Raw genomic sequence first — 26994 nt, forward strand, 5'->3', positions numbered from 1 at the left:
CGTCAGCCGAAGGAAAGTATGGAGTGATCTAGGTGTCGACAAGACGAGGGTGTTACCGCCACCGAGTCAGGCAGTAGCACTTGGGGTGGCCAAGCGCTTCGGCTGTACCTAGGTAAGGTTCCGCGCCAGATTTCCATGTGCTGTTATCCCAAAAGACTTTGTATGTGCTGGTTCATTGGCATGCGTCAGTGCCAACCGGCGGCTGCATCCATATCCTAGCTAAAACAATAGAGGGGCTTTCAATGTCGCTGCCCGGTACCGCGTTGTTCTCGCCTGTGACTAGGTTGTTCACCTCTATGGGGATTGGCTCCCTGACCTTGAATGACCTCACATCCATCTATGCCCCGGCCGGCAGTGGCTCAGCCTTTGTCGAACTCGATGGTTGCAATGTGCACTATCGTGATCAAGGTGACCGTGAGCTGCCTGTAATCATCATGATTCACGGTGTGGTCTCATCACTGCACACATGGGATGACTGGTTTTTCGAATTCAATCCGCATTACCGAGTCATTCGTTTCGATCTTCCGGGTTTCGGCTTGACGGGACCTAGCAAGGACGATGTCTATACGGTTGAGCGCATGCTCAGGATACTAGGTTTGTTGATGGACCATCTGCATGTTGAGAGGGCCAGTTTCGCGGGTAGTTCTCTTGGAGGTTACCTGGCCTGGAACTTTGCTCTGAGCCAACCAAACCGTGTTGAAAAACTGGTGTTGATCGATCCGGCCGGCTATGCCATGGATAAACTTCCATGGATGATCGCCGCCTCTCGATTGCCCGGCTCAACCATATTGATGCCAATCTGGATGCCCAGGGCATTAATCGCCCAGGGGGTCAAAGAAGTCTATGGCGACAGGAAAAGAATCAAGGCGAGTGTTGTTGAACGCTACTATCGACTGAGCCGTCGCCCTGGAAATCGTAGGGCCATGATGCAGATATTCAGGCAACTGGTGTTGACCAATCGTACCCAGCTGCTGCAAACACCTGCTGCAGTTGCCAGGCTTGAAGTGCCTACCTTGCTGTTATGGGGCGAGGTTGATCGTTGGATTCCGCCAGCGCAGGTGCAGTTATGGCAGCGTGATTTACCAAGCATCCAAGTCAAGACTTATCCGGGCGTGGGGCACTTGCCCATGGAGGAAATTCCTTGGCAAAGTGCAGCCGATGCCCTGCAGTTCTTACAGGCCGACGATTGCACTGCCTAAGCCATGAGTTGGCTATAGATTGTGAGCGAAGCCTCTTGTCAGGGCAGTGCGCGAACAGTGCAAGGCCTGGCTGCTCGCTGCTCTGGCCCGAGAGCATTGTTGGTTAGCTAGGCAGCGGCTGGCTCCTGTGCCTTATCAAACTCAAGGCGAGTGGCATACAGCAGTTCAATGTTGTTGTGCTGCCATGGATGAAAGTCTTCTTTGAAGAAGTCTTTATAGGTTTTGATCATCGGCCGGAACGCACCTTCCTTGCCCCACATCCAGCGCAACCCGTCACGCCAGACCCGCCAATTCCACAGCAAGCCGTCTTCTTTGAGCATGTGGGCCAGGCCAAGAAATGTGTCCTTGATGAAAAAAAACGTGCCTATGCGCATCGCCCGGTGAAGGATTTTTCTATTGCCGCCAACCTGATTGTAAACGTCGAAAGCTACCGCCTTATGCTCGGTCTCTTCCAGTGCATGCCAGCGCCACAACTGGCGCATCATCGGGTGGGCGCCCTTCATTTGTTTGTCGTTACGCAACAGTTCGTCTGCCATGATCGCAGTAATGTGTTCCATGGCTGCGGTTGCGGCTAGCTGACGTTTTGCCGAGAATTTTTTTTGCGTGTAATGAATACGTTTTTTGGCGCGATTTTCCATGCGCGTAACGTCATAGCCCAGGTCTCTCAACCGGTCGCTGTACACCAGGTGCTCGCGGCTATGGTGGCCTTCCTGGCCAATGAAGCCGCGAATCTGTGCCAGCAGTTCCGGGTCTGTTATTTGTTCGCGAAAGTTGCGAACCGAATCGATAAAAAAGCGTTCGCCGTCGGGAAACAACACCGACATGGCGTCAAACAGATGGCTCTTGAACGCATCACCGCTATGCCAGTGGCGAGGCAGGGGATTGGGGAAGTCAAAGTCCATATGTCTGGGCTGAATCTTCAATCCTGCAGGCGTTGTGCTAACCATGCTGTCTCCTTCTTTTTAATTCTTCTAGAGCATCACTATGAGTGGCCGATGACTATTAGAAAAGTTTATCACCTGCCAATATTCAGGTCATATATGGCCATTGCGTTATCAACTGCCAATATTCAGGTCATATATGGCCATTGCGGACTTGCTGTGCCCTGGTCAACAATGCATTGAAAAGCTGATTTGGTCTGTGGTCATATCTGGCCAAACACAAAAAGAAAGGGAAGGGCCAACCTTGAACTTCAATGCAGAACTGGTGCCTGTCGCCTATGCAGAGGCGCTGCTTGAGTTATTGAACGAGCTAGGCGTCAACCGGGAGCAGGTTTATGCCCATGCCAATGTTCGCCCGCAGGTTCTTGATAACCCTAACGGGCGCTTGTCCCTTGTTGATTTCAACCTGCTTGCAATCAGTGCATTAGAGCTCTGCAATGAGCCTGCATTGGGGTTATTGCTTGGTCAGCGCTTGAATGTCTCGACACATGGAATCCTGGGCTACGCCGTGCTGGCCAGTGCCAATCTCGATAAGGCGATTCAATTTGCGTTGAAGTATTACCGGGTGCTCGGCATCAGTTTCGAACTTGAGCTTATCGAGTCGGCTGACCGGGTTGAGCTGCGAGCCAGAGAAAGCATGCCGCTGGGTAATCTCAATCGTTTTGCGGCAGAAGGCCTGCTCGCCAGCTTGTTCACCATTGCAGCTTTTCTAGTCGGTGAGCCGCTAAAGCATATTGAAGTGGGCTTCAGTTATGGCGCGCCGGATTATGCGGATCGCTATGAGCAGGTGTTTGGTGTGGGCGCAAAATTCGAGCAACCCTACCACTCCCTGAGCATGCCTAGGGCCTACCTGGATAAACCGATGGCCTTGGCTAATCCTGCCACGGTTCAGATGTGCGAGCAGCAATGTGAAGTATTGCTTTCTACCCTGGCTGTTGAAGATCGTTTGCTGACTCGGGTGCGGCGTTTATTGCTCGCCCGTCCTGGTGATTTTCCGGATCTGGCAAGCGCTGCCAAAGCCTTGAACACCAGCACTCGAACCTTGCGTCGGCACCTCTCCAATATGGGCACCAGCTACCAACAAGTACTTGATGATGTGCGCCGTGGCTTGGCGCTTCAGTACCTGACATCTACGCACCTGCCGTTATACGAAATCGCATATTTATTGGGTTTCAATGATCCTTCAAATTTTCGCCGGGCCTTCAAGAAATGGACCGGAAAACTGCCCAGTGCCTATCGCTGAAAACACTGTTCTTGACGTGTTGTGCGTACATTTTATGCTCAATATCCAATGCTGGGATGGATAACCATCTATACCGTTTGTCGGTTTTCTAGCGCGTTTGTTCTTTCATCTAAAAGCAGTGTCACTTGGCGATATCGGCCTGTACGGCGCAATTGCTGGCATCTGTGGCAGTGGCTTTTGCTGGTGCATATTTAGTCGGTCAATAACGAATAAGAGTTATTCAGCAAGTATTAGAAACTTGTCCTACGCTGTTTTTTTCAACTAGTCGAAAGTTTTGATTTTTATCAGTCGAGACTGGGCGTTTTGATGATTGAATCGTTGCTTTCAAACTGAACAGATACAGACAAGGATGGCCAGAATGATTGGAAGAACCAATAAAAAATTGATGATGCGTGTCTTGGTCGTCGATGATGATTTGGGCAATCCAAACAGCGCCCGCGGTCGGGTATTGACCGAGCTTGAAGAAGAACTCAGTGGTCGTAATGCCGAACTGGTATTGGCAACGTCTTATGAGGACGGCTTGGCCTGCGTTACATCTGATGCTGCCTTGCACTGCTTTTGTGTCGACTGGACCCTGGGACAAAACGATACCGCCAGCCACATCCAAGCTTTGGAATTACTGCGCGCTGTTCGCCAGCGTCACGAGCGTGCCCCGGTTTTCTTGATGGCTGATCGCGATGCCAAGAAAAGTATTACCGTCGAGGCGATGGAGTTGGCCGATGAGTTTGTCTGGATGCTTGAAGACACCGCACCCTTTATCGCCGGCCGAGTGGTAGCCGCGATCAATCGTTATCTTGAACATCTGCTGCCGCCGTTCACTGATGCATTGCTGCGCTACACGGTCAAGGACGAGCATTCCTGGGCGGCGCCCGGTCATCAGGGCGGCATTGCTTTTACCAAGTCACCAATTGGCCGGGTGTTTTTCGACTTCTTTGGTGAAAACCTGTTTCGTGCCGACAGTGGTATCGAGCGCGGCAACCTGGGTTCAGTGCTGGATCACAGCGGTCCGGTCGGGGGAGTCTGAAGCCTATTGCGCGCGGGTGTTTGGGGCCCATGCCAGCTACGCTGTGCTTAACGGTACATCAGGTTCAAACCGCACCATCTTCATGGCGTGCGTAGGTGAGAACCAATATGCGTTGTGTGATCGCAACTGCCATAAATCAATTGAACAGGGCCTGGTTCTGACCGGTGGCTTGCCGATTTACATGACGCCTACACGTAACCGCTACGGCATCATAGGTCCGCTATTGCCTGCGCAATTTGAGCCCGAGCGAATCAATGCTGCGATTGCCAGCCATCCTCTGGCAGCGCAGGCCAAAGGTAGTAAGGCGGTGTATGCGGTGGTCACTAACTGTACTTACGACGGCATGTGCCTGAGCGTCGAAAAGGCCGAAGACATGTTGGCGCAGAATGTGGATCGTATTCACTTTGACGAAGCCTGGTACGGGTACGCACGCTTTAACCCCATGTACGAAGGTCGCTTTGCCATGCGGGGCGAGGCCAAAGACCATCAGCCAGATCAGCCGACAGTATTCGCAACCCATTCAACCCACAAGCTGCTTGCAGCATTATCTCAGTCGTCTTTCATCCATGTTCGCAATGGCCGCAACCCGATTGAGCACAGCCGGTTCAATGAGTCCTTCGTAATCCAGGCCACTACTTCGCCGATGTACGCATTGTTCGCTTCTAATGAAGTCGGGGCGGCGATGATGGACGGCAATGGCGGTTATTCACTGACCCAGGACACCATTCGCGAAGCGGTTGATTTCCGGCAGGCGCTTGCCCGCACCCACCGTGAATTTGCCGAGCGTGGCGATTGGTTTTTCGAGCCCTGGAATGCCCCACAGGTCAAAGATGCCAAGACCGGTGAACTGGTTGACTTTGCCGATGCCGACGCCGAGCAATTGGCCACGGATCCGAGTTGCTGGACCCTGGAGCCTGGTGCGCAGTGGCACGGTTTTGAAGGGCTTGAAGATAGCTGGTGCATGCTCGATCCGATAAAGGTCGGAATCATGGTTCCGGGTATGGGCACCGATGGTAGGTTATTGGCCGAAGGGATTCCGGCTCCCGTTCTAGGGGCCTATTTCTATCGTAAGAATATCGTGCCTTCGCGCATTACCGACTTTATGGTGCTGTGCCTGTTCAGCATTGGTGTGACCAAGGGAAAGTGGGGCACCTTGATCAGCGTATTACTGGCATTCAAGCGTGATTACGATAACAACCTTCCCTTGGCGCAAGTGTTGCCAGAGCTGGTTGCTCAGGCACCTGAGCGCTATAGCGGCATGGGGCTGCGCGACCTGAGTCAAGAGATGTTTGAGTTTATGCGCAACAGCCGCATGGACGACCTGCAGGCCTCAGCATTTGGTTCCTTGCCCAAGATTGAAACCACGCCGCGTGCTGCGTTTCAGGCGCTGCAGGCCGGTGAGGCGGAATTGTTGCCTCTGGCCCAGGCTGCCAATCGGGTGACTGGTGTTGGCATCATGCCTTATCCACCGGGTATTCCAATTGTGATGCCGGGGGAAAACCTGGGCCCGCTCGATGGTCCTTGGATTCGTTATATCCAGGCACTGCAAGACTGGGGAAATCATTTTCCCGGCTTTGAGAAAGAAGTCGAGGGCGCAGTGCACAAGGACGGTGACTACCACTTCTGGTGCCTCAAGTAAGCCTCTAGCTGTCTTTAACACGCCTAATGGAGTGAGCGTAAATGGCCAATCGTAAACAGCCTCTGCCAGGACAACTTGCAGAGCAGTATCCCGTGTTGATTATTTCTCAGATACAGGAGCAAGCGGGCAGTGCAATGCTGCGCAGCGCTTTGGAAATCGGCGAGGCATTAGGTGCCTATGACCTGGGTTTTGAGACCGCAACCAGCCTTGAGGATGGTGAAGTTGCCTTGCTTGCAAGCCCGGCCTACAGCTGCGTCATTCTCGGTTGGGGGTTGTGCGAGCAAGACATGGCCAAGGCCATGGACATCATTGAGTTAATCCGCAAACGCACTGCGCAGTTGCCGATTATTGTTGCCATGAGCAAGTCCAAGCATAAGCAGGCGCCGCTAGAGTTTTTTGAGCAGATCGACGGCTTCATCTGGCATCCGGAAGACAGCCCCGCATTTATTGCCGGGCGTATTGCTGCCGCTTCCAAGCGGTATCTCGACAGCATATTGCCGCCGTTTTTCGGGGCCTTGGTCAACTTCTCCGGCACCCATGAATACTCCTGGCATACCCCTGGTCACACAGGGGGAACTGCTTTTATGAAAACTGCGGTAGGGCGTAGCTTTCTCGACTTTTATGGTGAGGAAATGCTCCGTTCAGACCTCAGTGTGTCGGTGGGCGAGCTGGGGTCATTGAATGATCATTCTGGCCCTGTGCTTGAGGCCGAGCGCAATGCCGCGCGAATTTTCGGTTCGGACTACAGTTTCTTTTCGGTCGGCGGGAGTTCGGCCAGTAACGAGATTGTGCTGCATTCTGCTGTGACTGATTCAGATCCGGTGCTGGTCGACCGCAACTGTCACAAGTCTCTCAACTATGCGTTGAACATGACTGGTGCGGTGCCCTTGTACTTGCGCCCACGGCGTAATGCACGAGGTCTGATCGGACCTGTTCCGCAGTCGGAAATGAGCCCGCAAGTCATCGCAACAAAAATTGCAGACAGCCCTTTGCTCGCCGACAAGAAACTCAAGCCGGTATTGGCGGTACTCACTAACTCGACCTATGACGGCCTTTGTTACAACGTGCAAACCACCACGCGCGAGTTGAGCAAGAGCGTTGACCGCATCCATTATGACGAGGCCTGGTACGCTTACGCGCGTTTCAACCCCTTGTACGAAGGCCGCTACGGCATGCATCGGGGGCAGCGCCACGCCGATGACGCCACTGTGACTGTCACCCATTCGACGCACAAGTTGCTGGCGGCATTGTCCCAGGCATCCATGATTCATATTCGTTCCGGCAAGGTGCCAGTCAGGCCTGAACTGTTCAACGAAGCTTTCATGATGCATACCTCCACCTCGCCGCAATACAGCATCATCGCCTCGACCGATGTGTCTGCGAAAATGATGGATGATTCCGGCGAGTACCTGACCGATGAGTCGATTGGCGAGGCAATTGCCTTTCGCCAGGCGATGGTCAGGCTTGGCAATGAAATCAACCAGCGCGATTCAGGCGACTGGTGGTTCGGTGTCTGGCAGCCTGACCAGATTGGCGGCGTGCCCTTTGTCGATGTGCCCGTCGAGCAGTTGCGCAAAGGCCAATCCTGGGTGCTCAAACCGGAGGATAGCTGGCATGGCTTTGGTGATTTGGGTGCCGATTACTGCATGCTTGATCCAATCAAGGTCACCATCCTTACGCCTGGGCAAAGCCTTGAGGGGGAGATGCAAGAGGCCGGTATTCCGGCACCGCTGGTTTCGTCCTTTCTCTCCAGTCGCGGCATCGTGGTCGAGAAAACAGAACCTTATTCAATTCTCTTGCTGTTCAGCATTGGCATCACCAAGGGCAAGTGGGGCTCGTTGGTCGCAGGCCTCATGGAATTTAAAAAGCATTATGACCGCAACACGACGTTGGAGCAGGTCATGCCTGACTTGCTCGATAGCTATCCCGAGCGTTACAGCGGCATGGGCCTTAAAGACCTGGCCGATCAAATGCATGCCGAGATGCTCGCTTCGAAGCTGCTGCACAACATGGATGCTGCGTTCACCCTGCTACCGGATCAGGTCAGTTCTCCGCGGGCGACCTACAGCCAGTTGGTAAAAGGGCAAATCGAGCAGATTCCTGTACGCGATTTGCTTGGGCGTACCGTGGCAGTGCAGATCGTGCCTTATCCGCCAGGTATTCCGCTGATGATGCCGGGAGAAAAAGCAGACGTGGATAAGCGCGCAATCATCGATTATCTGCTGGCGATGGAGCTTTTCGACGGCCATTTCCCGGGGTTCGAGCATGATAACCACGGGGTTGAGATAGAGCGAAGCGCTGACGGTGATCTCACCTACATGGTGTACGTGGTCAAGACCTAATTCTGCACGGGGTTCGTGAAATATATTGCCGTCTAGTACAAGGAGCCTTTTATGGCGCAAACAAAGAAAATGGGCCTGATGGGGCTTACCACCCTGGTCTCGGTCAATATGATGGGCTCGGGCATCATCATGCTGCCTTCGAGTATGGCCCAGTTGGGTGCAGTGTCATTGTTGTCATGGATTATTACCGCTGTCGGGTCGATGGCCATTGCTTACTGCTTTGCCCAGTGTGGCATCTTTTGTCACCGTTCCGGGGGGATGTCTGCCTACAGTGAGGAGGCCCATGGCAAGTCGGCATTTTTCCTTTGCTCGTTTTTATACTTCCTCTCGTTGGCAATTGGTAACGTGGCCATTGGCATCTCGGCTGTGGGTTACCTGACACCGTTTTTCCCATGGCTGGGTAGCGGTGCGATCCCGCTGTTCATCGGTACCGTGGGTTTGATCTGGTTGACCACTGCGGCAAACTTCGGTGGGCCGCAGATCACTGGGAAAATTGGCGCCATCACCGTGTGGGGTGTGATCATTCCCGTAGCAGGACTCAGTGTCATTGGTTGGTTCTGGTTCAAGCCAGATGTACTGGTGGCTGCATGGAATCCGCACAACCTGGCCTTGAGTGATGCGATTGGCCAGAGCATTCCCCTGACCCTGTGGGCGTTCCTGGGGATGGAGTCCGCGGCCCAGAACTCCGACGCAGTTGAAGATCCCAAGCGCAACGTACCCTTGGCGTGCCTGTTTGGTACCTTGGGCGCGGCCGTGGTGTATATCCTGTCGACCACGGTGATTCAGGGCATTGTGCCCAATGCTGAGTTGGCAAACTCCAGTGCGCCATTCGCCGCCGTTTATGCCCAGATGTTCAACCCTCTGGTAGGGCAGGTCATCATGGGGCTCGCTGTGATGGCCTGCGTGGGTTCGCTCTTGGGTTGGCAGTTTACTTTGGCCCAGACGGCAAAGGTTACGGCAGACCAACGTATGTTTCCCAAGCTGTTTTCCCGCGTGACCAAGCACAATGCGCCGGTGATCGGCATGGTCGTGTGCGGCATCCTGCAAACCCTGATGGCGGTATCAACCATTTCGCCAAATGCCAGCGAGCAGTTCAGCAAACTGGTTAATCTGGCGGCCGTCACCAACCTGATTCCCTACGTCACCTCGCTTTCTGCCTTATTGGTCATCATGTACAAGGCCAAGGTGAGTGTCGGGGTATTTAGGCGCAATGTGGTGATCTTGCTGGTTGCAATGCTTTATTCCTTCTACGCCCTCTACGCCTCCGGTAAAGACGCGGTATTTGGTGCCATGATTGTCATGGCGATTGGTTACCTGATGTACGGCTTTATTGCCAAGCGGTTTGTCGATGAACCTGCAAGCCAGCCCACCAGCCCATAGTCGTGCTGCCTGCAACGCTTCGGACATCAGGAATCAAGGGGTTAGGAAATGAATATGAAACATACCAAAAGACTACTCGGTTGTGCGTTTGCTCTGGCTATCAGCTTGCCCGTGTCGGCAACTGCTGCAACGCTCGATCGGGTGCGCAGTAGTGGTGAGATAACGATGGGCTATTTGCCGGATGTCGAGCCCTTTAGCAGCAAGCAAGGCGACAAGGTGGACGGCTACGCCATAGATATTTGTCGCAATATTGCAGCGCGGGTCAAGCAACAACTTGAGCTTCCCGAACTGCGATTAAACTTCCAGGCTGTTGGCGATGATCATGCCGTCAAGGCAGTCAGCACAGGTGATGTCGATATTCTATGCACGCCGCTGCCGCAAACACTTGCCCGGCGTAAACAGATCAGTTATTCGTTGCCGATCTACACCGCTGGCCTTGCTGCGCTGGTCCGTGATGATACACCAGAACGCTTGGTGAGAATTCTCCAAGGCAAGGAAGGACACACCGGACCTACCTGGCGGGCGACCATAAATCGCGGTATTGCAACCCATACCTTCGCGGTGATCAAAGGCGGGGTCACCCTCGATTGGATTCGCCAGCAAATGAACAAATTGGGATTGGTCGCCAAATTGGTTACCGTCGACAATCATGAGCAGGGCGTCCAGGCCGTGGCTGATGGCGAAGCTTCAGCGTTCATCTCCGACCGGATCCTGCTCACCAGCTACGCTCATAAATCTGCGTACAGCAACAGTATCCGGGTGCTGGGCAATATCTACGAGCGAGCGCCGGTGAGCATGGTGCTTGAACGCGGTGATGAGGACTTCCGGTTGCTGGTTGATACGGTGATCAGCGAGATGAGTGAGTCAGGTGACTTGCTCAAGACCTATCGCAAGTACCTTGGTGCCCCAAGTGCTGCCGATGAGTCTCTGCTCAAGCTTTATGCCCTGCCTGTTATTGAGTCCGATCACTAACCCGACACAGAGGTTGCGCCGGCATGGCGTGACCTCTGTGCTGTTTATCTAAGTGGCTTCATGCCCAAGGTTCGTTTGTTCAATGGCTTGTTCCAGCGCTCGCAAGGCGCTGGCCATTCGTTGCGCCTGTTCCTGGGCCTGGAGTGTATCGCCATCATTGCATGCCTTTTCCCCGGCCACACAGCTGTTGATTAGCTAATTTGCCCGGATGATTGCCGCCGCACCCTTGATGCGATGCGCGAGTTCCGAAAGTGCATTCAGATCAGCGCTTTCTAACAGATGCTCGAGCTTGGAAAGATCCTCTGCGACAGTGATCTTTATCTGATCAAGCAGTCGGATGCTGACGGCCTTGTTGCCTCCGGATATGCGCTTGAGAGCCTCCTGGTCAAATGGCACTTCCCGGGCCACAGGCTCGGTAGGTGTTACTTCAGTCAGCGCATTGACCAGGTCATCAAGTTCGACCGGTTTGAACAGGCAGCCGTTCATGCCGGCGTCGATGCAACGCTGAAGCATTTCAGGTTGTGCATTGGCCGTGAAGCCCAGGATCGTGCAGGGGGTTGCACCTTGCATCTGCTCCTTGCTGCGAATGGTCCGGCTCAGGGTATAGCCGTTCATGACAGGCATGTTGCAGTCGGTGATAACAAGGTCGAAGTGTTGCGACTGCCAAAGCGCAAAGGCGTTTTCACCATCCACGGCGCACTCTACCTGCTGCCCGAGAAACTCCATTTGCTGGGCCAGGAGCATGCGGTTGGCCGGGTGGTCATCGACTACCAATATCTTGAGCTTGGGCAGCGCTTGTCTGGGGGCATGCTCGGGTGGGGATAAAGTAACGCTGGATTGCACCGGCTCCAAGCACAAGAGCTTTAGTGACACGCTGACGCAGGTTCCCATGCCTTCCTGGCTTTCCAACTCAAGGCTGCCTCCCATCATCTCGACAAGATTTCGACAAATCATCAATCCCAAGCCGCTACCGCCTGAGGTTTCATGTACCTGAACGAAGGGTTGGAACAGGGTTTTCTGATTTTTGGGGGAGATACCTATCCCTGTATCTGATACTTCGACCCGCAATTGCAAGTAGTCGTCATCCAGTGCGGTACCGACCAGCTTGAGTAAGACATGGCCTCGCGCAGTGAACTTGATTGCGTTGCTGACAAGGTTTGACAACACCTGCCTGAAGCGCAGCGGGTCAAGCAGTACTTGTTCATCGAGGGCTCCCTCTAGTTCGAGGCGCAGCTCAAGCGATTTTTGTCTTGCCAGCCCTTCGAAGACCCTGACCACACCTTCGGCTATTTGCCTGAGGTCGGCGCGTTCCGGGTGAATACTCAGGTGTCCGGACTCAATGTGGGCCACATCCAGGATGTCTCCAATCAGCTCCAGCAAGCCTCGGGCTGAGTTATAGGCCACCTCCAATGATGCATGATCTGCTGGTGCATTGGTTTCACGTTTCAAGGCCAGTTCGAGCATGCCGATCACAGCATTGAGCGGGGTGCGAATCTCGTGGCTCATGGTGGCCAGGAAGGTGGTTTTGGTTCGATTCGCTTTATCTGCCTGGTCCTTGGCCGCACGTAGCTGCTCGATCAAGGCGCGTCGGTCACTGATATCGACCCAACCACCGATGATTCCCCGCACGACTCCCTTGCGGTCAACGTAGGGGAGTTTCCAGTGATAAATAACCCTGGGCTCGCCATTGAGTGTGATCTTTCGGTCAACAATTACCGGTTCACGCTCAGTGATGACCTGGTGATGGTCGCGCATAATGGCCTGGGCATCTTCGGGGGAAAAGTGCCTGAGGTCTGCATGGCCGATAACGTCTTCTCTGGAGGCGCCCAATGCTTGCAGATAGCTGTCGTTACAGATGCGAACGCTCATGTCCAGGTCCCGGACATAGATCGGGTGAGGCGTACCGTTGATAAGCAGCTCCATGAACTGTATCTGTTCACTGAGCTCGCGTTCAGCCGCCTTGCGCTTGCGTATCTGATTACGTAGATAGAAATTCCAGACGAGAAAAATCATCAGCACGATAACCGCAGCGGTTATTGCTTGATAGATCAGGGGTTTGTAGTTGCGCCAAGAAGGAGGGGACAACACGACTCGACTGCGCCAGCGATTGATCAGGGCGCCATATTCATCTGGCGAGATTTCGACCAGCGCACTGTTGATGATCTCTTGGAGCTGTCGGTCTCCGCGGCGCAAGGCAAAGGATGCAGCCGATAATGGCTTGGTTAACGTCAAGCGGATGTGCAGCTGTTTTTGATAGAACCGCGCGGGGTAGTAGCGGGCAACAAACAAGGGCTGGATGGTGAAATCCGCTTCGCCGGCAGCCACCATTGCAAAGGCATCTGGTGTGTCGGTGGCTTCGACCAGCTTCAGATTTGGGTACTGCTCGCGCAAGAAGGGTATCAATGCATGCTCATCGGCGATTGCGATACGTTTATTGCTTGTTTTATCGAGGGACAGAATCCTTTGTTGGCTTACCGGGCTGACAAGCGCGTAGGGCGTCGGTAGGTAGGATCGGCTGAATGTCATCCAGTCGCGCCTTTGATCCGATGGAGAGATATCGGCAAGCATGTCGACTTTGCCATTGATCAATGCTTCGATCATGTCATCGAGCTTGGCAAAGCGAATGATCTCTATTTCCAGGTCGGTTTGTGTCTGGATCAGTGTGAGTAGATCGGACGTGATCCCGTAGTAGTGGTCGTCATTGCCGATATACGAGTAGGGTGGAAAATTCTCAGCTACACCAACGCGCAAGGTCGGGTGCGTCGCAACCCAGCGTTTCTGTAGCCGGGTTAATTCTGGCATCTTGATATTCGAGAGGCCGCCACCGTTCCAGCGTTTTATGATCAGCTTGCGCTGCTCGGGTGAAATACCGTTGCGGATAACATTATTGAGAATATTCAGAAGGCGTTGATTATCACTGCGTAATACAAACCGGGCGCCATCCGGGGGCTCTCCCCAGAAGGCATGGATAACTTTCAACTCGTTTGCGTAGAAGGTATTGACCAGGTAATTGGCGGACACAACATTACTGAGCACGGCGTCCTGTGAGCCGAATGCAACCGAGGAGAAGGATTCCAGGTCGCTTGAAAAAGGGGTGAGTATTGCTCCAGGTGCCAAGGCCAGAGCTTGCGAGCGACTTATGTCCAGGTAGTTGTAGGCAATCTTGCTGCCTGATAAGTTCTTCTCCGTTGCCTGCCAGCCTTTTTCGGCACCCTGGACCAACGCGGGAGTTAAATTAACGTAGCGCTTGGTTTTAAGGAGGTCGGGCGCACTTTCTATCGGGCCCAATGAGCTGAGCATGTCCAGCTCGCCGTTTTGGAGTGCCTCCACTGCAGCTTGGCGACTTTTGTAGAGATGGGCCTCGACCTTTATTCCAAGCTCCCGGCTGATAAGCGCGAGAATATCGGCTGTTACACCTGAAAACTCGTTACTGTCGGCGCCGAGCCTGAAAGGCGGGTAGTCTGTGCCATAGGTGCCGAGTACCAATTTTTCTTTCTTGCTTAGCCAGTTCCAGTCGTCCTCGCTTAATTGTGTGCGATGCAAGACTGGCTGCGAGAGGCCCAGTAGTTCCAGGCGCGTAAACTCTCCAGTCGTTTCAGCTGCATGCGCATCTGAGAGGGCGCACAGGCTTAACAAGAACACACAGGTAATGCGCAGGAAATTAGCCATCGGATTCAGGCAACGTTATTGCGCTTGGCAAATTCGAGCAACTCAACCAAAGACGTTGCTCCGAGCTTTTGCAGCAAGCGTGTCTTGTAGGTGCTCACCGTTTTGTTACTCAGCAACATGATGTCGGCAATCTGTTTATTGGTCATGCCCTTGGCTAAGTATTGCAGCACCATCAGCTCCCTGTCGGACAGGCTTTCCAACAACTGGCTTTCGGGTTGCTCGCTGTCATGTATCGAGCCAAAGATCCCATAGGGGAAATAGGTATAGCCGGACAAAATCGCATTGACTGCGCTACAGAGCCCGGCCAGATCCTGGTCTTTACTGACAAAGCCTGCGGCGCCAACCTGCATGCATCTGTTCGCCAGGGTGCTGGCGGGTTGAGAGGTTAGCACCAGGACACGAGTTGAGCCGCCTGTCGCCTTCAGTCGGGAAATGACCTGTAGCCCGTCCAGCCTGGGAATGCCGATGTCGAGGATTACAACATCGGGATTCTTGTCCTTGGTCAATTGCAGGGCATCGACACCGTTGTCAGCTTCACCTACGATTTCATAGCCTTCCTGTTCGAGCAGTACCCGCACGGCTAGACGTATTACTGGATGATCATCAACAATCAGGATTTTGCGCATAAGGTTCCTAAATACTTTAATAACTATTAAGACTTCATGTTCAGGATCTTTTCCAGTAACAGCGTTGCACGGCTGTGGGGACCTTCAAGTTGATCTTCCATTGAGATGGGATCGGAGTCTCCACTGCTGGTCATCAGCCACAGTCCTCATCCTTGGAGTTGGCACGTACATCGAAGTCAGCTGAATCAACACATCGTATCTTTGGGCGAATCCGGTTTCTGTTTCCGATCGCCATGGAGATAGATTGCGCACCTATACATGTAGTTGCACTTCTCGGTGACTTTTGGCCAGGCACAGTCAAGAGTCTAGCTTAAGCAGCAGTCTTTACAGGCTCGTAAGTTTTAGCTTCTCCATTGGGTTGACTGACAACGCAATGGGCGTGAGTCAAAAACAATTATTAGCGTTCTGCTTACTCCAAGGCTTCTCATTGCTGTATTTGTTCCGTGAACTGGAAAGCAAACTTCAGTGCTCATTGGACTTGTTTCATAGTCCAAACCGTCGATTTAACCTTCGTGTGGTGCACGCTGAACGCTTATTAAAAAAGCCTTGGGTCTGCATACTTTGATTCTATGTAATTCAACTCAAGCGGATGACCACCAGCTCGCACCGGGGCTATTGCTATGGTGGATAAAATACTATGGGTTTTATGTAAGGTTTTTCCTACCGAGAGGGTGATTGATTCTTAAGTGCCAGTACTTGCGGGGCAAACCATGACTAAAGGTTATGTCTGGGTCACTGTTGGTTATGGTTGATTGATTTTCGTTCGTTAAAGCACTTTGTTGCGATTAAGTACCGGCTGTGTTCTGTTCGCGGCGAAATAAACTTCTGTGCCAGAATCGCAGGGTCTACCAAGCAGGAACTCTCATGGACTCCATCAACTCAGCATTAATCCGCGAAACATTCCCTGTCGGGCCTTTGCAATGCAACTGCACCATCATTGGTGATCCCATCAGCAAGAAGGCAATTGTGGTTGATCCGGGTGGCAATCCCGATGAGATCATGGCTCGGCTTGATAGACATGGATTGAAAGTCGTCAGCATCATTCACACCCACGCGCATCTTGATCACTTTCTGGCCTCTGGGCAGATGAAGGAGAAGACCGGCGCGACGCTGCATCTGCACAAGGAAGACCAATTCCTGTGGGATAACCTTGAAATGCAATGCAAGATGTTTGGTGTTCCCTATGTTCCAGTGCCATCCCCCGATCAGTGGCTGGCCGATGACCAGGCCCTGGATTGCGGTTGCGGGGTTGCATTGCATACGCCCGGGCATACACCAGGGTCGATGAGCTTCTGGTTTCCGCAGGCGAAGCTGTTGATCGCCGGCGACACCTTATTTCGACGTGGTATTGGTCGTACGGACTTGTGGGGTGGGGATTATGCAACCATCGAGCGCTCGATCAAGCAGCGCCTGTATCGCCTTGATGAAGACGCGACAGTGGTGACTGGACACGGTCCCGACACCTTGCTGGGTGATGAGATGCGCGAGAACCCATTTATCAAAGCCTGAGCATCGAACGACTAGCAGCGGGCGAGTAAGAGTTGGTATTGTCGTCAGCCTGAGGGCACAGGTACATGCCTGTTTAACCTATGAAACAAAGGAATCTTTATGAGTAATGTGCGTAATTTTGCACTGATAGTGGCAGCTTCCACTTTTCTTGCAGCATGTACGAACAACCCGTACACCGGGGAAAGCGAGGCGGGCAAGGCTGGTATTTATGGTGGTATTGGCGCCGTTACAGGTGCTGTCATTGGTGCCGCGACCTCAAGCAAGAAGGACCGCGGCAAGGGTGCATTGATCGGTGCTGCCGTTGGCGGTGCTGCCGGTGGTGGCTATGGCTACTACGTTGACAAGCAAGAAGCTCAACTGCGCCAGAAGCTGGTGGGAACCGGGGTTCAAGTCCAGCGTAATGGCGACCAGTTGACCTTGATCATGCCGGGCAATATCACCTTTGCCAGCAACTCTTCCGATATTTCCAGCAGCTTTTACCCAACGCTGAACTCACTGGTAACCGTATTCAAGGAATTCGACAAGAACGGCATCGATATCACCGGCCATACCGACAGCACCGGTTCGCTGGCGCTGAACCAGAACCTGTCCAATGCGCGTGCACAAAGCGTCGCCTCATACCTGGCTGCAAACGGCGTGGCGAGCAATCGCATATCAGCCTTTGGTGCCGGCCCGAACCAGCCGATTGCCAGCAACGCAACCGAAGCAGGTCGTGCGCAGAACCGTCGCGTAGAGATCACCCTTCGCCAGTTATAATTCAGGCGAAACACTAAGCCCTCGAATCGAGGGCTTTTTTGTGCCTGTAATTTAGCGGTGCTGGCATAGTGCTATTTTTCGACGGCTAGCTAGACTTGGGTAGAACTGAGATTCAAGAAATCCGTGCCAGAGTCGACAGCAGTGTTATAGGCCAAGGCTGAAAAACACGGGCGCAGGGTTTGGGGGATGCATGTTAGAGCCGCAATTGGATCAGGCCCCGGCTGTATCGGTGGTATTGGTGGTCGATGACCTGCAAGACAACCTGGATGCCATGCAGGAGCTACTCGAGGAACCGAGTCGAGCGATACATTGCGTTGATAATGCCATCGCCGCCTTGGCTTTCCTGCAGTGCCATGACGTCGATCTTATCTTGCTTGATGTGCAGATGCCTGACATGGACGGCTTTGAGTTCGCCAGGCGTTTGCGCGAGCAACCCAAAACGCTTTTGACCCCGATCATCTTTCTCTCCGGGCTGGATCAGACTGATGCCGTATTGGCTCGTGGCTATGCCTCCGGGGCGATTGATTTTATCAAGAAGCCATTTGATCCGGCCGTGCTCAACCACAAGGTCAGGGTGTTGCTTGCACTCGAGCGGCAACGCCGGGAGCTGAGTGCCTTGACCATGCAACTCGAAAGTGCCCGCGCATTCAATGCCTCCATCCTGGAGAATGCTGCCGAAGGCATTATGGTGGTGTCAGAGCAGGGCGAGGTGCGCTACGCCAACCCGGCAATTGCAAATATGTTGCAGCGCTCGATTGATGAGGTTATGGGCAGCCAGGTCCTGGATTTTCTGCAGGCCGAGCCTGTTGCCGGAACATGGCAAGCATCAGACTATTACCAGCGCTGGATGAGCGGGGAAACATACTGCGTGCATGATGCAATGCTGTTTGCTGCCAATGCTCAGACCCTGCCCGTGGCATTGTCGTGTTCGCCGATCCCCGCGCAGCGGGCGATGGTTTTCATGGCGCTGGATATGTCCGTCACCAATAGCTTGCATGAGCAACTTGAATCGCTGGCCCTGTCAGATGCCTTGACGGGATTATTGAATCGTCGTGGCTTTCTTCAGGCCATGGCGGGCGCCTTGTCACGCCGTGATCGCAGTGGCAAGGATCTGGCGGTGTTGTACATGGACCTGGATGGGTTCAAGCGGGTCAATGACTTGCTTGGTCACGATGCGGGCGACGCACTTTTGTGTCAGGTCGCCCAACAGTTGCGCGAATGTATTCGCTCGTACGACACACTTGGGCGAATGGGGGGCGATGAGTTTACCTTGCTGCTGGACAGCTTGAGCCGGCCAGAGGATGCAGAGAGTGTCGCCACCAAGTTGATTGGTGTTGTATCCGGGCGACGCAATCTCAATGGATTTGATTTTAATCTGGGCGTCAGTATCGGCATTGCCTATTTGCCTGAAGAGGGCATGAGCATCGAGGCATTGCTGGGTGCGGCAGATATGGCGATGTACGAGGCCAAGCGTGGCGGACGTCGTCAGTACCGTATCTATACCGAGGAAATGCGTGGTCGCGAGAACTCGAAGCGTGCATTCGAGGATCAGTTGCGCAGCGCCGTGAGTCGGCAGCAATTCACGCTCTGCTATCAGCCACAGGTTGACCTGGCAGCAGGGGAGGTTCGCGGCTTTGAGGCCTTGTTGCGCCTGGGGCAAGCTGACAACAGCAGCAGACCTGCCGCCGAGTTCATCCAGGTGCTGGAAGATACGCGCCTGATCAATGAGTTGAGCTTGTGGATTTTCCGCCAGGCGGCTGAGCTGCGCCGGTCACTGGTCGGCAAGGTGGCGGATCAGGTGCGGGTGAGCATCAATATCAGCGCACTGCAGTTTGGTTTAAAGGGATTGGTCGATGAGCTGAACCTTGCACTGCGCGAGTTTGGGCTCAAGCCCGGCCAGATCGAATTGGAAGTCTCGGAAGCTGCTCTGATGCAAAACCTTACCCACAGCCGTGAGCAACTCAAGCGCTTGCGTGCCTTGGGGGTTAAAACCGCGTTTGATGGCTTTGGCCGCGGGCAGTTTTCGCTCGCGGATTTGCGTTATCTGGAGTTGGACTGCCTGAAGATCGATCGCCAGTTCATCAGTGCAATGCTCGAGTCGCAGGCTGATGCGGCAATGGTCAAGTCGATCATCGAACTGGGGCACAATCTCGGGCTTGAGGTGATTGCCACTGGTGTCGAGAGCAAGGCACAGCGCGACTGGCTGGTGCTCCACCAATGCGATGCGCTGCAAGGCTACTTGATTGCGGCCGAACTCAGACCCGAGGAAATCAGGCTGAGTTGGGCCAATCGTTCGATTGAGTTGCAGCCGGCAGGCTAGCCGACTGCATTGTGTGCATGGCTAGTGATGCAGGCGAGCGAGTTCGTCGTCTTTTTCTTGCCACAGCACATTGACCCACTGCTGGAACGCCTGGCGGTATTCGGCATCCTGGTCATAGTTCTTGCCAATAAACTCACGTGGGATTTTCAGCTCCCTGAAATTGACCACCACCTCCTTGACTTCGCCACTTAGCAGGTTCCAGAAACCCGGGATGCCTTGCGGGTAGTAGATGGTCACATTGACGATGCTATGCAGTTGCTCACCCATTGCATCGAGCACAAAAGCAATACCGCCTGCCTTGGGCTTGAGCAGGTATTTGTAAGGGGATTGCTGCGCCGCATGCTTGCTCGGGGTGTAACGCGTGCCTTCGAGAAAGTTGAAAATGCCTACCGGGTTTGCGCGGAATTTGTCGCAGGTGCGCCGTGTTGTCTCGAGGTCCTTGCCTTTCTTCTCCGGGTGCTTTTCCAGATAGGCCTTGGAGTAGCGCTTCATAAATGGAAAACCCAGCGCCCACCAACAGAGGCCAATCACCGGCACCCAGATCAATTCTTGTTTCAGGAAGAATTTCAGCGGGCGAATGCGCCGGTTGAGCAGGTATTGCAGTACCAGAATATCGACCCAGCTCTGGTGATTGCTGGTGACCAGGTAAGAGTGCTGGTAATCCAGATCCTTGAGGCCCTCGACCTGCCAGCGAGTGCTGCAGACCAAGTCCATCCATAGTTTGTTGCAGCTTATCCAGAACTCATGGATGAAGTTCATCAGCCAATTACACACCCGCTGTGCCGCAGCAAACGGCAAGCATATTTTCAGGAGCGTGACGGCAAACAGCGGTATGCAGCAAAACAGTGTGTTTAGCGCCAGGCAGCACACACCAATGATGCCGCGCAAAAAAGCAGGAAGGAAACTCAACATGGGGGCAAATGCCTCCAACAAGTGGGCGCGCGCGCCGATTCAGTCAAAGTCTGCAGTTTTTTACCGCAGATCGGTTTGGCGCACAGGTTAACTTGAACTGTATGAAGTTCAACTACTGCCGGGGCGGGTAGCTGCAAAAAAAACGGAATTGCAAGGTTGTCGATTCATATCGCCGGGCCAGGCATGCCAAGCCGCCCGGCGATATGATTGACCCCATTGCCTAGCTTGGCAGGTTGGCGGCCTGGATCGCGGGGAGGGCAATTGTGTAGACGATGTCGTCCACCAGCGCCCCGCGAGAGAGGTCGTTTACCGGTTTGCGCAGGCCCTGCAGCATGGGGCCGACGCTGATGCAGTCGGCGCTGCGCTGGACTGCTTTGTAGGTGGTGTTGCCAGTGTTCAGGTCGGGGAATACGAAGACAGTTGCACGCCCGGCTACAGGGCTGTTGGGCGCTTTTTGGCGGCCAACGGACTCGATTGCCGCGGCGTCGTATTGCAAGGGGCCGTCGACGAGCAAGCCGGGCTCACTCAACTTGGCCAGGCGGGTTGCTTCGCGCACCTTCTCGACCTCCTCGCCGGTTCCTGAGTCGCCAGTGGAGTAGCTGAGCATGGCCACGCGCGGTGGAATACCGAATGCGGTTGCCGAGGCTGCGCTTTGCAGGGCTATTTCGGCAAGCTCTGACGCACTCGGGTCAGGGTTCACCGCACAGTCGCCATACACCACGACCTGGTCCGGCAAGAGCATGAAGAATACCGAGGACACCAGCTTGTAGCCGGGTGCGGTTTTGATCAGCTGCAGCGCGGGGCGGATGGTGTTGGCGGTGGTGTGAACGGCGCCGGAAACCAGGCCATCGACTTCATCAAGGGCCAGCATCATGGTCCCGAGAACCACACTGTCTTCGAGTTGGGCGCTGGCCATGGGAGCATTCAGGCCTTTGCCTTTACGCAGCTCGACCATGGGGTCGACGTAGCGCTCACGGATCAAGTCAGGGTCCAGGATCTCGAGCCCTTGCGGCAGCTCGATGCCTTGGGCTTTCGCCACGCTCATGACCTCTTCTGGCTTGGCCAGCAACACGCAGCGAGCAATGCCGCGCTCATGGCAGATCGCAGCAGCCTGGATGGTTCTGGGCTCGTTACCTTCTGGTAGCACGATACGCTTGTTTGCCGCCTTGGCACGTTGCACCAACTGGTAGCGGAAGGCCGGCGGCGACATGCGCAACTCACGCAGGGTGCCACAGCGCTTGCCCAGCCATTCATGGTTGATGTGGTTGGCGATAAAGTCGGCGACCTTTTCCGCGCGCTCCTTATCGTCCACCGGAATCTCGCGGTTGAGACGATTGAGGTTAGTGGCGGTGTCATATGAGCCGGTGCTCACCGCCATGACGGGCAAGCCGCTTTGCAGGGCACCACGACAGAGTTCGACAATACGTGGGTCCGGCGCGAAGTCGCTGCACAGGAGCAAACCGGCCAGCGGCATGCCGTTCATGGCGGCCAGGCTGGCGGCGAGAATAATGTCGTCCCGGTCACCTGGCGTCACCACCAGGGTGCCGGGCTTGAGTAGTTGCACTGTGTTGGCCACGGCACGAGCACAAAGCACGATCTTGAGCATGCGCCGCTGTTCGTAATCACCTGCGTTAAGCACCCGGGCGCCGAGTAGATCGGCAATGTCGCGGGTGCGCGGGGCATTGAGTTCCTCTTCCCATGGAATACAGCCGAGGAGCAGGAAATCATCGCGCCTGAACAGTGGTGACTGCTCTGCAAGACGCGCGGCAAATGCCTCCATGCCCTCGTCGCTGCGTACCTTATTGAGGATGGCTCCCAGTACCTTGGGGTCTTTGGGGCCGCCGAACATCTGTGCCTGGATTTCAACCCGATCACATAGTTCGCTCAGGCTTTCCTCCTCCGGTGCCGAAACCAGGATCACATCGGCGTCGAGGCTTTTGGCAAGGTGGAAGTTGACCCGCGCGGCATAGCTGGCCTGGCGGGTTGGCACCATGCCTTCGACTATGACCACATCTTTATCAGCGGCAGCGATTTGGTAGTAGCTGATGATTTCTTCGAGCAACTCATCGAGCTGACCATCGCCGAGCATGCGTTCAACATGGGCAAGGTCAAGCGGCTTGGGGGAGATCAGGCCGTGGGTGCGGGCAATCAGCTCGCTGGAACGTTCGGGTCCCAAGTCACCCTGATGCGGCTGTGCTATGGGTTTGAAGAAGCCGACCTTGAGCCCCGCACGCTCCAGGGCGCCGACCATGCCGAGGCTGATGGATGTCAGGCCAACGCCGAAACCGGTGGGAGAGATGAAGAAGGTATGCATGCTAGGTCCTGTCGTTAAACCCATGGGGCAGGTGTGCAAGTATGGCGCAGCGGGCTGGCGTGATCATGAGGTGTGTTGTTTCAACAACCCTAGTGTATCGAGCGCAATTTGCCGCTCCTCGTTGGTGGGGATGACCAGTACGCGAGGGTGGCCCTGGGTGTGAATCGGGCCGGCCACGCCACGAACACACAGGGCGTTGGCCTCGCGGTCGAGTTGTATATTGAGCAGTTTGAGGTGCTCCACGGTTTTATTGCGGATCAGCGGTGAGTTCTCGCCAATACCGCCGGTAAAGACCAGGCCGTCGAGGCGCGTCAGTGCGCAGCTCATCGACGCCAGTGATTTGGCCAGGCGATAGCAAAATACTTCGATGGCCAGTGTGGCGCCGACATGTCCCTGCTCACGCGCCTGTTCGAGGGTGCGCATATCATTGGACAGTCCGGATAGACCGAGCACACCGCTTTCCTGGTTGAGGACACGGTCGATTTCATCGAGGCTCCAACCCAGTGTTTTGGCGAGATGACTATGCAGGTTAGGGTCGACATCACCACTGCGCGTACCCATTACCAATCCTTCCAGAGGGGTCAGGCCCATGCTGGTGTCGCGGCTTTGACCATTGACCACGGCGCAGGTTGAGCAACCGTTGCCCAGGTGAGCGATCAGCCAACTGCTGTCGCCATAGGCAAGGCCACTGAATGAGGCTGCCTGCGCGCTTACATAGCGATGACTGGTGCCGTGGAAACCATAGCGGCGCACGCCGTGCTGACGGTAGAGCGCCTCAGGCAGTGCGTAGCGAAATGCATGTTCCGGCAGGCTTTGATGGAAGGCGGTATCGAATACTGCAACCTGGGGCAGTTCGGGAAACAGCTTTATAGCCGCCTCGATTCCTTGCAGGTTTACCGGGATGTGCAGCGGTGCGAGCGGCTCAAGGGATTTGATTTGTTGCAAGGCTTTGCTGTCGATGCGGCTGGCAGCGGTGAAGTGTTACCCGCCATGCACAACGCGATGGCCAATGCCCAGCAACTTGCCTTGGGTGGCATGCTCGACCAGCGGTAGGAGCTCGGCAAGCGCCAGGCGGTGGTCGGCATTGGCGATGGGTTTTGAGTCTTTGCTGCCACGATGCTGCCAATGCAATACAGCATCGGCACTACCCAGGCGTTCGGCCAGTCCACTGAGGGTGAAGTCGGACTCTGATGGGTTGACCAAGGCAAATTTGATCGATGAACTGCCGCAATTAATCACCAATATATTGCTTGGCTGCATATAGCGTTCCTTAGCACTCTGGAGCTGTGTTTGTAGCTTGCTTGGGGGCGGCTGCGCACCATCCGCAGTCAAAGGGCTTACCCAGCTGCGCACGGCGCAGTTCCGGGCTTTGCACCCATGGGCGGTTTTTCCACGGAGGCTCATGGCGCAAGTGTTGGGTATGGCCGCATGACAATACTGCCACCCAATGACCGTCTTCGTCCTGACGCAAGTCAAGCAAGCGTACGGGCATACTGCCAGTCCGTCCGTCCGGGGCGGGTTCGCTTTCGGGCGATGGCTTGGTTAAACTTGTCCGTTCTTCATTCATAAGCAAAAGGTTCCGCCCCATGCTGATCGCTGCCAATAAGGCCGTATCCATCGACTATACCCTGACCAACGACGCTGGTGAGGTGATAGATAGTTCCGCTGGCGGCGCCCCGCTGGTTTACCTGCACGGCGCTGGCAACATCATTGCCGGCCTTGAAAAAGCACTGCTGGACAAGAAAGTTGGCGATGAGCTGGAAGTTTCCGTTGAGCCTGAAGACGCCTACGGCGAATACAGCGCTGAACTGCTGGCAACCCTGAATCGTTCGATGTTTGAAGGTGTTGATGAGCTGGAAGTGGGCATGCAGTTCCACGCTTCCGGTCCAGACGGCAGCATGCAGATCGTGACCATTCGCGAGCTGGACGGTGACGATGTGATAGTCGATGGCAACCATCCTCTGGCGGGTCAGCGCCTGAACTTCAAAGTGAAGGTCGTTGATATTCGTGACGCCAGCGAAGAAGAAGTTGCTCACGGCCACATCCATGGCGAAGGCGGTCACCAGCACTGATTGCTGCGTGCCCTTTGGTCACACAATACGACTTATGGTCCTGTTATAAGTGTGGCTGACTGCTAAGCTACAAGTGAGTCAGAAAGGGGCGCCTCAAGGGCGCCTTTTTTGTCCCATGGGGAATGTGCTGCAAGCTCAAGGAGCAAGCCATGAGTGCCTTTCACGATATAACTTTGCGGGCTCTTGATGGCCAGGAGCTACCGCTGGCGCCACTTAAGGGCAGGGTCGTTCTGGTGGTGAACGTGGCTTCCAAATGTGGTCTGACCCCGCAATACGCCGGTTTGGAAAAGCTCTACCAGGAATATCGCGACCACGGATTCAGCGTGCTCGGCTTGCCTTGCAACCAATTCGCCGGACAGGAACCGGACAGCGAAGAGGCTATTGGAGCATTCTGTACTCGCAACTATGGGGTGAGCTTCCCATTGGCCAGCAAGATCGAGGTCAATGGTGCCGAGCGCCATCCCCTGTATCGCTTGCTGGCGGGTGAGGGGGCTGAGTTTCCCGGCGATATCACCTGGAATTTCGAGAAGTTTCTGGTCGGCCCCGATGGGCGCGTACTGGCGCGCTTTTCGCCTCGCATGACGCCGGAAGATCCTGCATTGATTCAGGCCATTGAAAGTAGTCTGGGTATTTCCGAGCCAGCCCTCTCTGCCAAGTAATGGACCCATTCATGTCTCCCGCAGGCAGTACGATCTCCTCGCCGAGGTTGTGCTGCCCACAAGGCATATGACCCTTCAGCGCTGTTGTAGGCATAATCACTGACATCAATAGTGCTGGGCTTGGTGCTTGCCCGGTTCTATTGTCGCGCTCAACACATTAATGCTGCCCCTGTGGCGAGTTGCACCTCGATAGCGCGGTACTGCTCTATCGTCGGACTTGCATTGATCATCATTGAATCTGTTTTGTCTGTGCGCGCATCACTCCGTCGAGTTTGATCGTGCCTACGCTGTTGGAGAACACATGACCGCACAAGCCCTGTTTCAGCCATTTAACCTGGGCCAGTTGAGCCTTTCGAGTCGCGTGGTGATGGCGCCCATGACGCGGTCGTTCTCGCCAGGCGGGGTGCCTAACAGCAAGGTAGTCGAGTATTACCGGCGCCGGTCTGCGGCCGGGGTTGGCTTGATCATTACCGAGGGCACGACCGTTGGCCACAAGGCTGCCAACGGGTATCCGAATGTGCCGCGCTTCTATGGCGAGGATGCATTGGCCGGCTGGAAAAAAGTGGTTGATGCGGTGCATGCCGAAGGCGGCAAGATCGTGCCCCAGCTCTGGCACGTCGGAAATGTGCGCAAGCTCGGAACCGAACCTGACGCGACTGTGCCCGGCTATGGCCCGAGCGAGAAACAGAAGAACGGTGAAGTGGTTGTCCACGGCATGAGCCATGAAGATATCCGCGAAGTGATCGCAGCATTTGCCCAGGCCGCGGCTGATGCCAAGCGCATCGGAATGGATGGGGTTGAGTTGCACGGTGCGCACGGTTACCTGATCGACCAGTTTTTCTGGGAAGGCAGCAACCAACGAAGCGATGAGTATGGTGGTGACCTGGCCCAGCGCTCACGCTTCGCGATTGAATTGATCAAGGCCGTACGCGCCGCTGTCGGGCCGGACTTTCCAATTATCCTGCGTTTCTCACAGTGGAAGCAGCAAGACTACAGCGCTCGCCTGGTGCAAACCCCACAAGCGCTTGAAGCCTTCCTCAGGCCGTTATCTGAGGCCGGCGTGGATATCTTCCACTGCTCGACCCGGCGCTTCTGGGAACCGGAGTTTGAAGGCTCGGAACTGAACCTGGCTGGTTGGACCCGCAAGCTGACTGGCAAGCCAACCATCACTGTCGGCAGTGTGGGGCTTGATGGTGAGTTCCTGCAGTTCATGGTCAACACAGACAAGGTTGCGCAGCCGGCCAAGCTTGAAGGTCTGCTTGAGCGTTTGAATAACCAGGAGTTTGATTTGGTTGCAGTTGGCCGTGCCCTGCTGGTCGACCCGGACTGGGCATTGAAAGTCCGTGAGGGCCGCGAGGAACAGATCTTGCCATTTAGTCGCGAAGCCCTGATGAGCCTGGTTTAAGCGTTAGGTTTG

Annotated in this window: 20 protein-coding genes and 1 pseudogene; 14 read left to right on the plus strand and 7 right to left on the minus strand. The window is 54.8% G+C overall.

What is annotated here, in order from left to right; genetic code table 11:
- Positions 1-242: 242 nt before the first annotated feature.
- Positions 243-1199 carry an alpha/beta fold hydrolase gene (locus PSES9_RS0109470; RefSeq protein ID WP_010486347.1) on the plus strand — a complete coding sequence of 319 codons (957 nt, stop codon included), beginning with the start codon at positions 243-245 and terminating at the stop codon, positions 1197-1199.
- A 107-nt stretch (positions 1200-1306) separates the two neighbouring features.
- On the opposite strand, the gene PSES9_RS0109475 is transcribed toward PSES9_RS0109470, so the two are convergent.
- Complete coding sequence (locus tag PSES9_RS0109475; protein ID WP_010486349.1) at positions 1307-2146, minus strand: metal-dependent hydrolase; 840 nt, start codon at positions 2144-2146, stop codon at positions 1307-1309.
- Positions 2147-2279: 133 nt separating this feature from the next.
- Between PSES9_RS0109475 and PSES9_RS0109480 the strand changes: the two genes are divergently transcribed.
- The 7 genes from PSES9_RS0109480 to PSES9_RS25525 all read left to right on the plus strand — a co-directional run bounded on the left by PSES9_RS0109480 (position 2280) and on the right by PSES9_RS25525 (position 10935).
- On the plus strand, positions 2280-3383 hold the full coding sequence (locus tag PSES9_RS0109480; protein WP_010486351.1) for an AraC family transcriptional regulator ligand-binding domain-containing protein: 1104 nt from the start codon (positions 2280-2282) through the stop codon (positions 3381-3383).
- 358 nt (positions 3384-3741) lie between these two features.
- Positions 3742-4407, plus strand: coding sequence for an Orn/Lys/Arg decarboxylase N-terminal domain-containing protein (locus PSES9_RS25515; RefSeq protein WP_202946246.1), 666 nt, complete (start codon positions 3742-3744; stop codon positions 4405-4407).
- 16 nt (positions 4408-4423) lie between these two features.
- The gene (locus PSES9_RS25520) at positions 4424-6046 is read left to right on the plus strand and encodes an arginine decarboxylase (protein ID WP_202946247.1); all 1623 of its coding nucleotides are present in this window, start codon (positions 4424-4426) and stop codon (positions 6044-6046) included.
- 41 nt (positions 6047-6087) lie between these two features.
- On the plus strand, positions 6088-8388 hold the full coding sequence (locus PSES9_RS0109490; RefSeq protein WP_010486353.1) for an Orn/Lys/Arg decarboxylase N-terminal domain-containing protein: 2301 nt from the start codon (positions 6088-6090) through the stop codon (positions 8386-8388).
- A 51-nt stretch (positions 8389-8439) separates the two neighbouring features.
- Positions 8440-9768: a putrescine-ornithine antiporter gene (gene potE, locus PSES9_RS0109495; RefSeq protein ID WP_010486356.1), complete on the plus strand. Its 1329-nt coding sequence runs from the start codon at positions 8440-8442 to the stop codon at positions 9766-9768.
- Positions 9769-9822: 54 nt separating this feature from the next.
- The gene (locus PSES9_RS0109500; RefSeq protein ID WP_010486358.1) at positions 9823-10740 is read left to right on the plus strand and encodes a transporter substrate-binding domain-containing protein; all 918 of its coding nucleotides are present in this window, start codon (positions 9823-9825) and stop codon (positions 10738-10740) included.
- A 60-nt stretch (positions 10741-10800) separates the two neighbouring features.
- Positions 10801-10935 carry a hypothetical protein gene (locus PSES9_RS25525; RefSeq protein ID WP_274377985.1) on the plus strand — a complete coding sequence of 45 codons (135 nt, stop codon included), beginning with the start codon at positions 10801-10803 and terminating at the stop codon, positions 10933-10935.
- On the opposite strand, the gene PSES9_RS23285 is transcribed toward PSES9_RS25525, so the two are convergent.
- Both PSES9_RS23285 and PSES9_RS0109510 read right to left on the minus strand, forming a co-directional pair.
- Positions 10936-14409, minus strand: a complete 3474-nt coding sequence (locus PSES9_RS23285) for a transporter substrate-binding domain-containing protein (RefSeq protein WP_010486361.1) — start codon at positions 14407-14409, stop codon at positions 10936-10938.
- 5 nt (positions 14410-14414) lie between these two features.
- Positions 14415-15035: a response regulator transcription factor gene (locus PSES9_RS0109510; protein ID WP_010486364.1), complete on the minus strand. Its 621-nt coding sequence runs from the start codon at positions 15033-15035 to the stop codon at positions 14415-14417.
- Between the two features lie 864 nt (positions 15036-15899).
- Here PSES9_RS0109510 and PSES9_RS0109515 point away from each other — a divergent pair.
- The 3 genes from PSES9_RS0109515 (at position 15900) to PSES9_RS0109525 (ending at position 19620) form a co-directional block, all read left to right on the plus strand.
- A complete protein-coding gene (locus tag PSES9_RS0109515; RefSeq protein ID WP_010486366.1) occupies positions 15900-16544 on the plus strand; it encodes an MBL fold metallo-hydrolase in 645 nt (214 codons plus the stop codon).
- A 99-nt stretch (positions 16545-16643) separates the two neighbouring features.
- The gene (locus PSES9_RS0109520) at positions 16644-17300 is read left to right on the plus strand and encodes an OmpA family protein (protein WP_010486367.1); all 657 of its coding nucleotides are present in this window, start codon (positions 16644-16646) and stop codon (positions 17298-17300) included.
- 190 nt (positions 17301-17490) lie between these two features.
- Positions 17491-19620 carry a putative bifunctional diguanylate cyclase/phosphodiesterase gene (locus tag PSES9_RS0109525; RefSeq protein ID WP_010486368.1) on the plus strand — a complete coding sequence of 710 codons (2130 nt, stop codon included), beginning with the start codon at positions 17491-17493 and terminating at the stop codon, positions 19618-19620.
- 21 nt (positions 19621-19641) lie between these two features.
- On the opposite strand, the gene PSES9_RS0109530 is transcribed toward PSES9_RS0109525, so the two are convergent.
- The 4 genes and pseudogenes from PSES9_RS0109530 to PSES9_RS24500 form a co-directional block, all read right to left on the minus strand.
- Positions 19642-20529, minus strand: coding sequence for an acyltransferase (locus PSES9_RS0109530; RefSeq protein WP_029529468.1), 888 nt, complete (start codon positions 20527-20529; stop codon positions 19642-19644).
- 223 nt (positions 20530-20752) lie between these two features.
- Complete coding sequence (pta, locus tag PSES9_RS0109535) at positions 20753-22846, minus strand: phosphate acetyltransferase (RefSeq protein WP_010486372.1); 2094 nt, start codon at positions 22844-22846, stop codon at positions 20753-20755.
- 63 nt (positions 22847-22909) lie between these two features.
- Positions 22910-24106 (minus strand): annotated as a pseudogene (locus PSES9_RS23290) (acetate kinase).
- A 10-nt stretch (positions 24107-24116) separates the two neighbouring features.
- Positions 24117-24464 (minus strand): DUF3565 domain-containing protein, encoded by a 348-nt coding sequence (locus PSES9_RS24500; RefSeq protein WP_083840258.1) that lies wholly within the window; start codon positions 24462-24464, stop codon positions 24117-24119.
- On the opposite strand from PSES9_RS24500, the gene PSES9_RS0109545 reads away from it, so the two are divergent.
- The 3 genes from PSES9_RS0109545 (at position 24433) to PSES9_RS0109555 (ending at position 26982) form a co-directional block, all read left to right on the plus strand.
- Positions 24433-24918 (plus strand): FKBP-type peptidyl-prolyl cis-trans isomerase, encoded by a 486-nt coding sequence (locus PSES9_RS0109545; RefSeq protein ID WP_010486378.1) that lies wholly within the window; start codon positions 24433-24435, stop codon positions 24916-24918. The genes PSES9_RS24500 and PSES9_RS0109545 overlap by 32 nt on opposite strands.
- 149 nt (positions 24919-25067) lie before the next feature.
- Positions 25068-25577, plus strand: coding sequence for a glutathione peroxidase (locus tag PSES9_RS0109550; RefSeq protein ID WP_010486380.1), 510 nt, complete (start codon positions 25068-25070; stop codon positions 25575-25577).
- A gap of 301 nt (positions 25578-25878) precedes the next feature.
- Entirely contained in the window at positions 25879-26982 is a 1104-nt protein-coding gene (locus tag PSES9_RS0109555) for an NADH:flavin oxidoreductase (protein WP_010486382.1), read from the plus strand.
- Positions 26983-26994 lie beyond the last annotated feature (12 nt).

It is taken from the genome of Pseudomonas sp. S9 (assembly GCF_000222125.1).
Taxonomy (GTDB): domain Bacteria; phylum Pseudomonadota; class Gammaproteobacteria; order Pseudomonadales; family Pseudomonadaceae; genus Aquipseudomonas; species Aquipseudomonas segetis.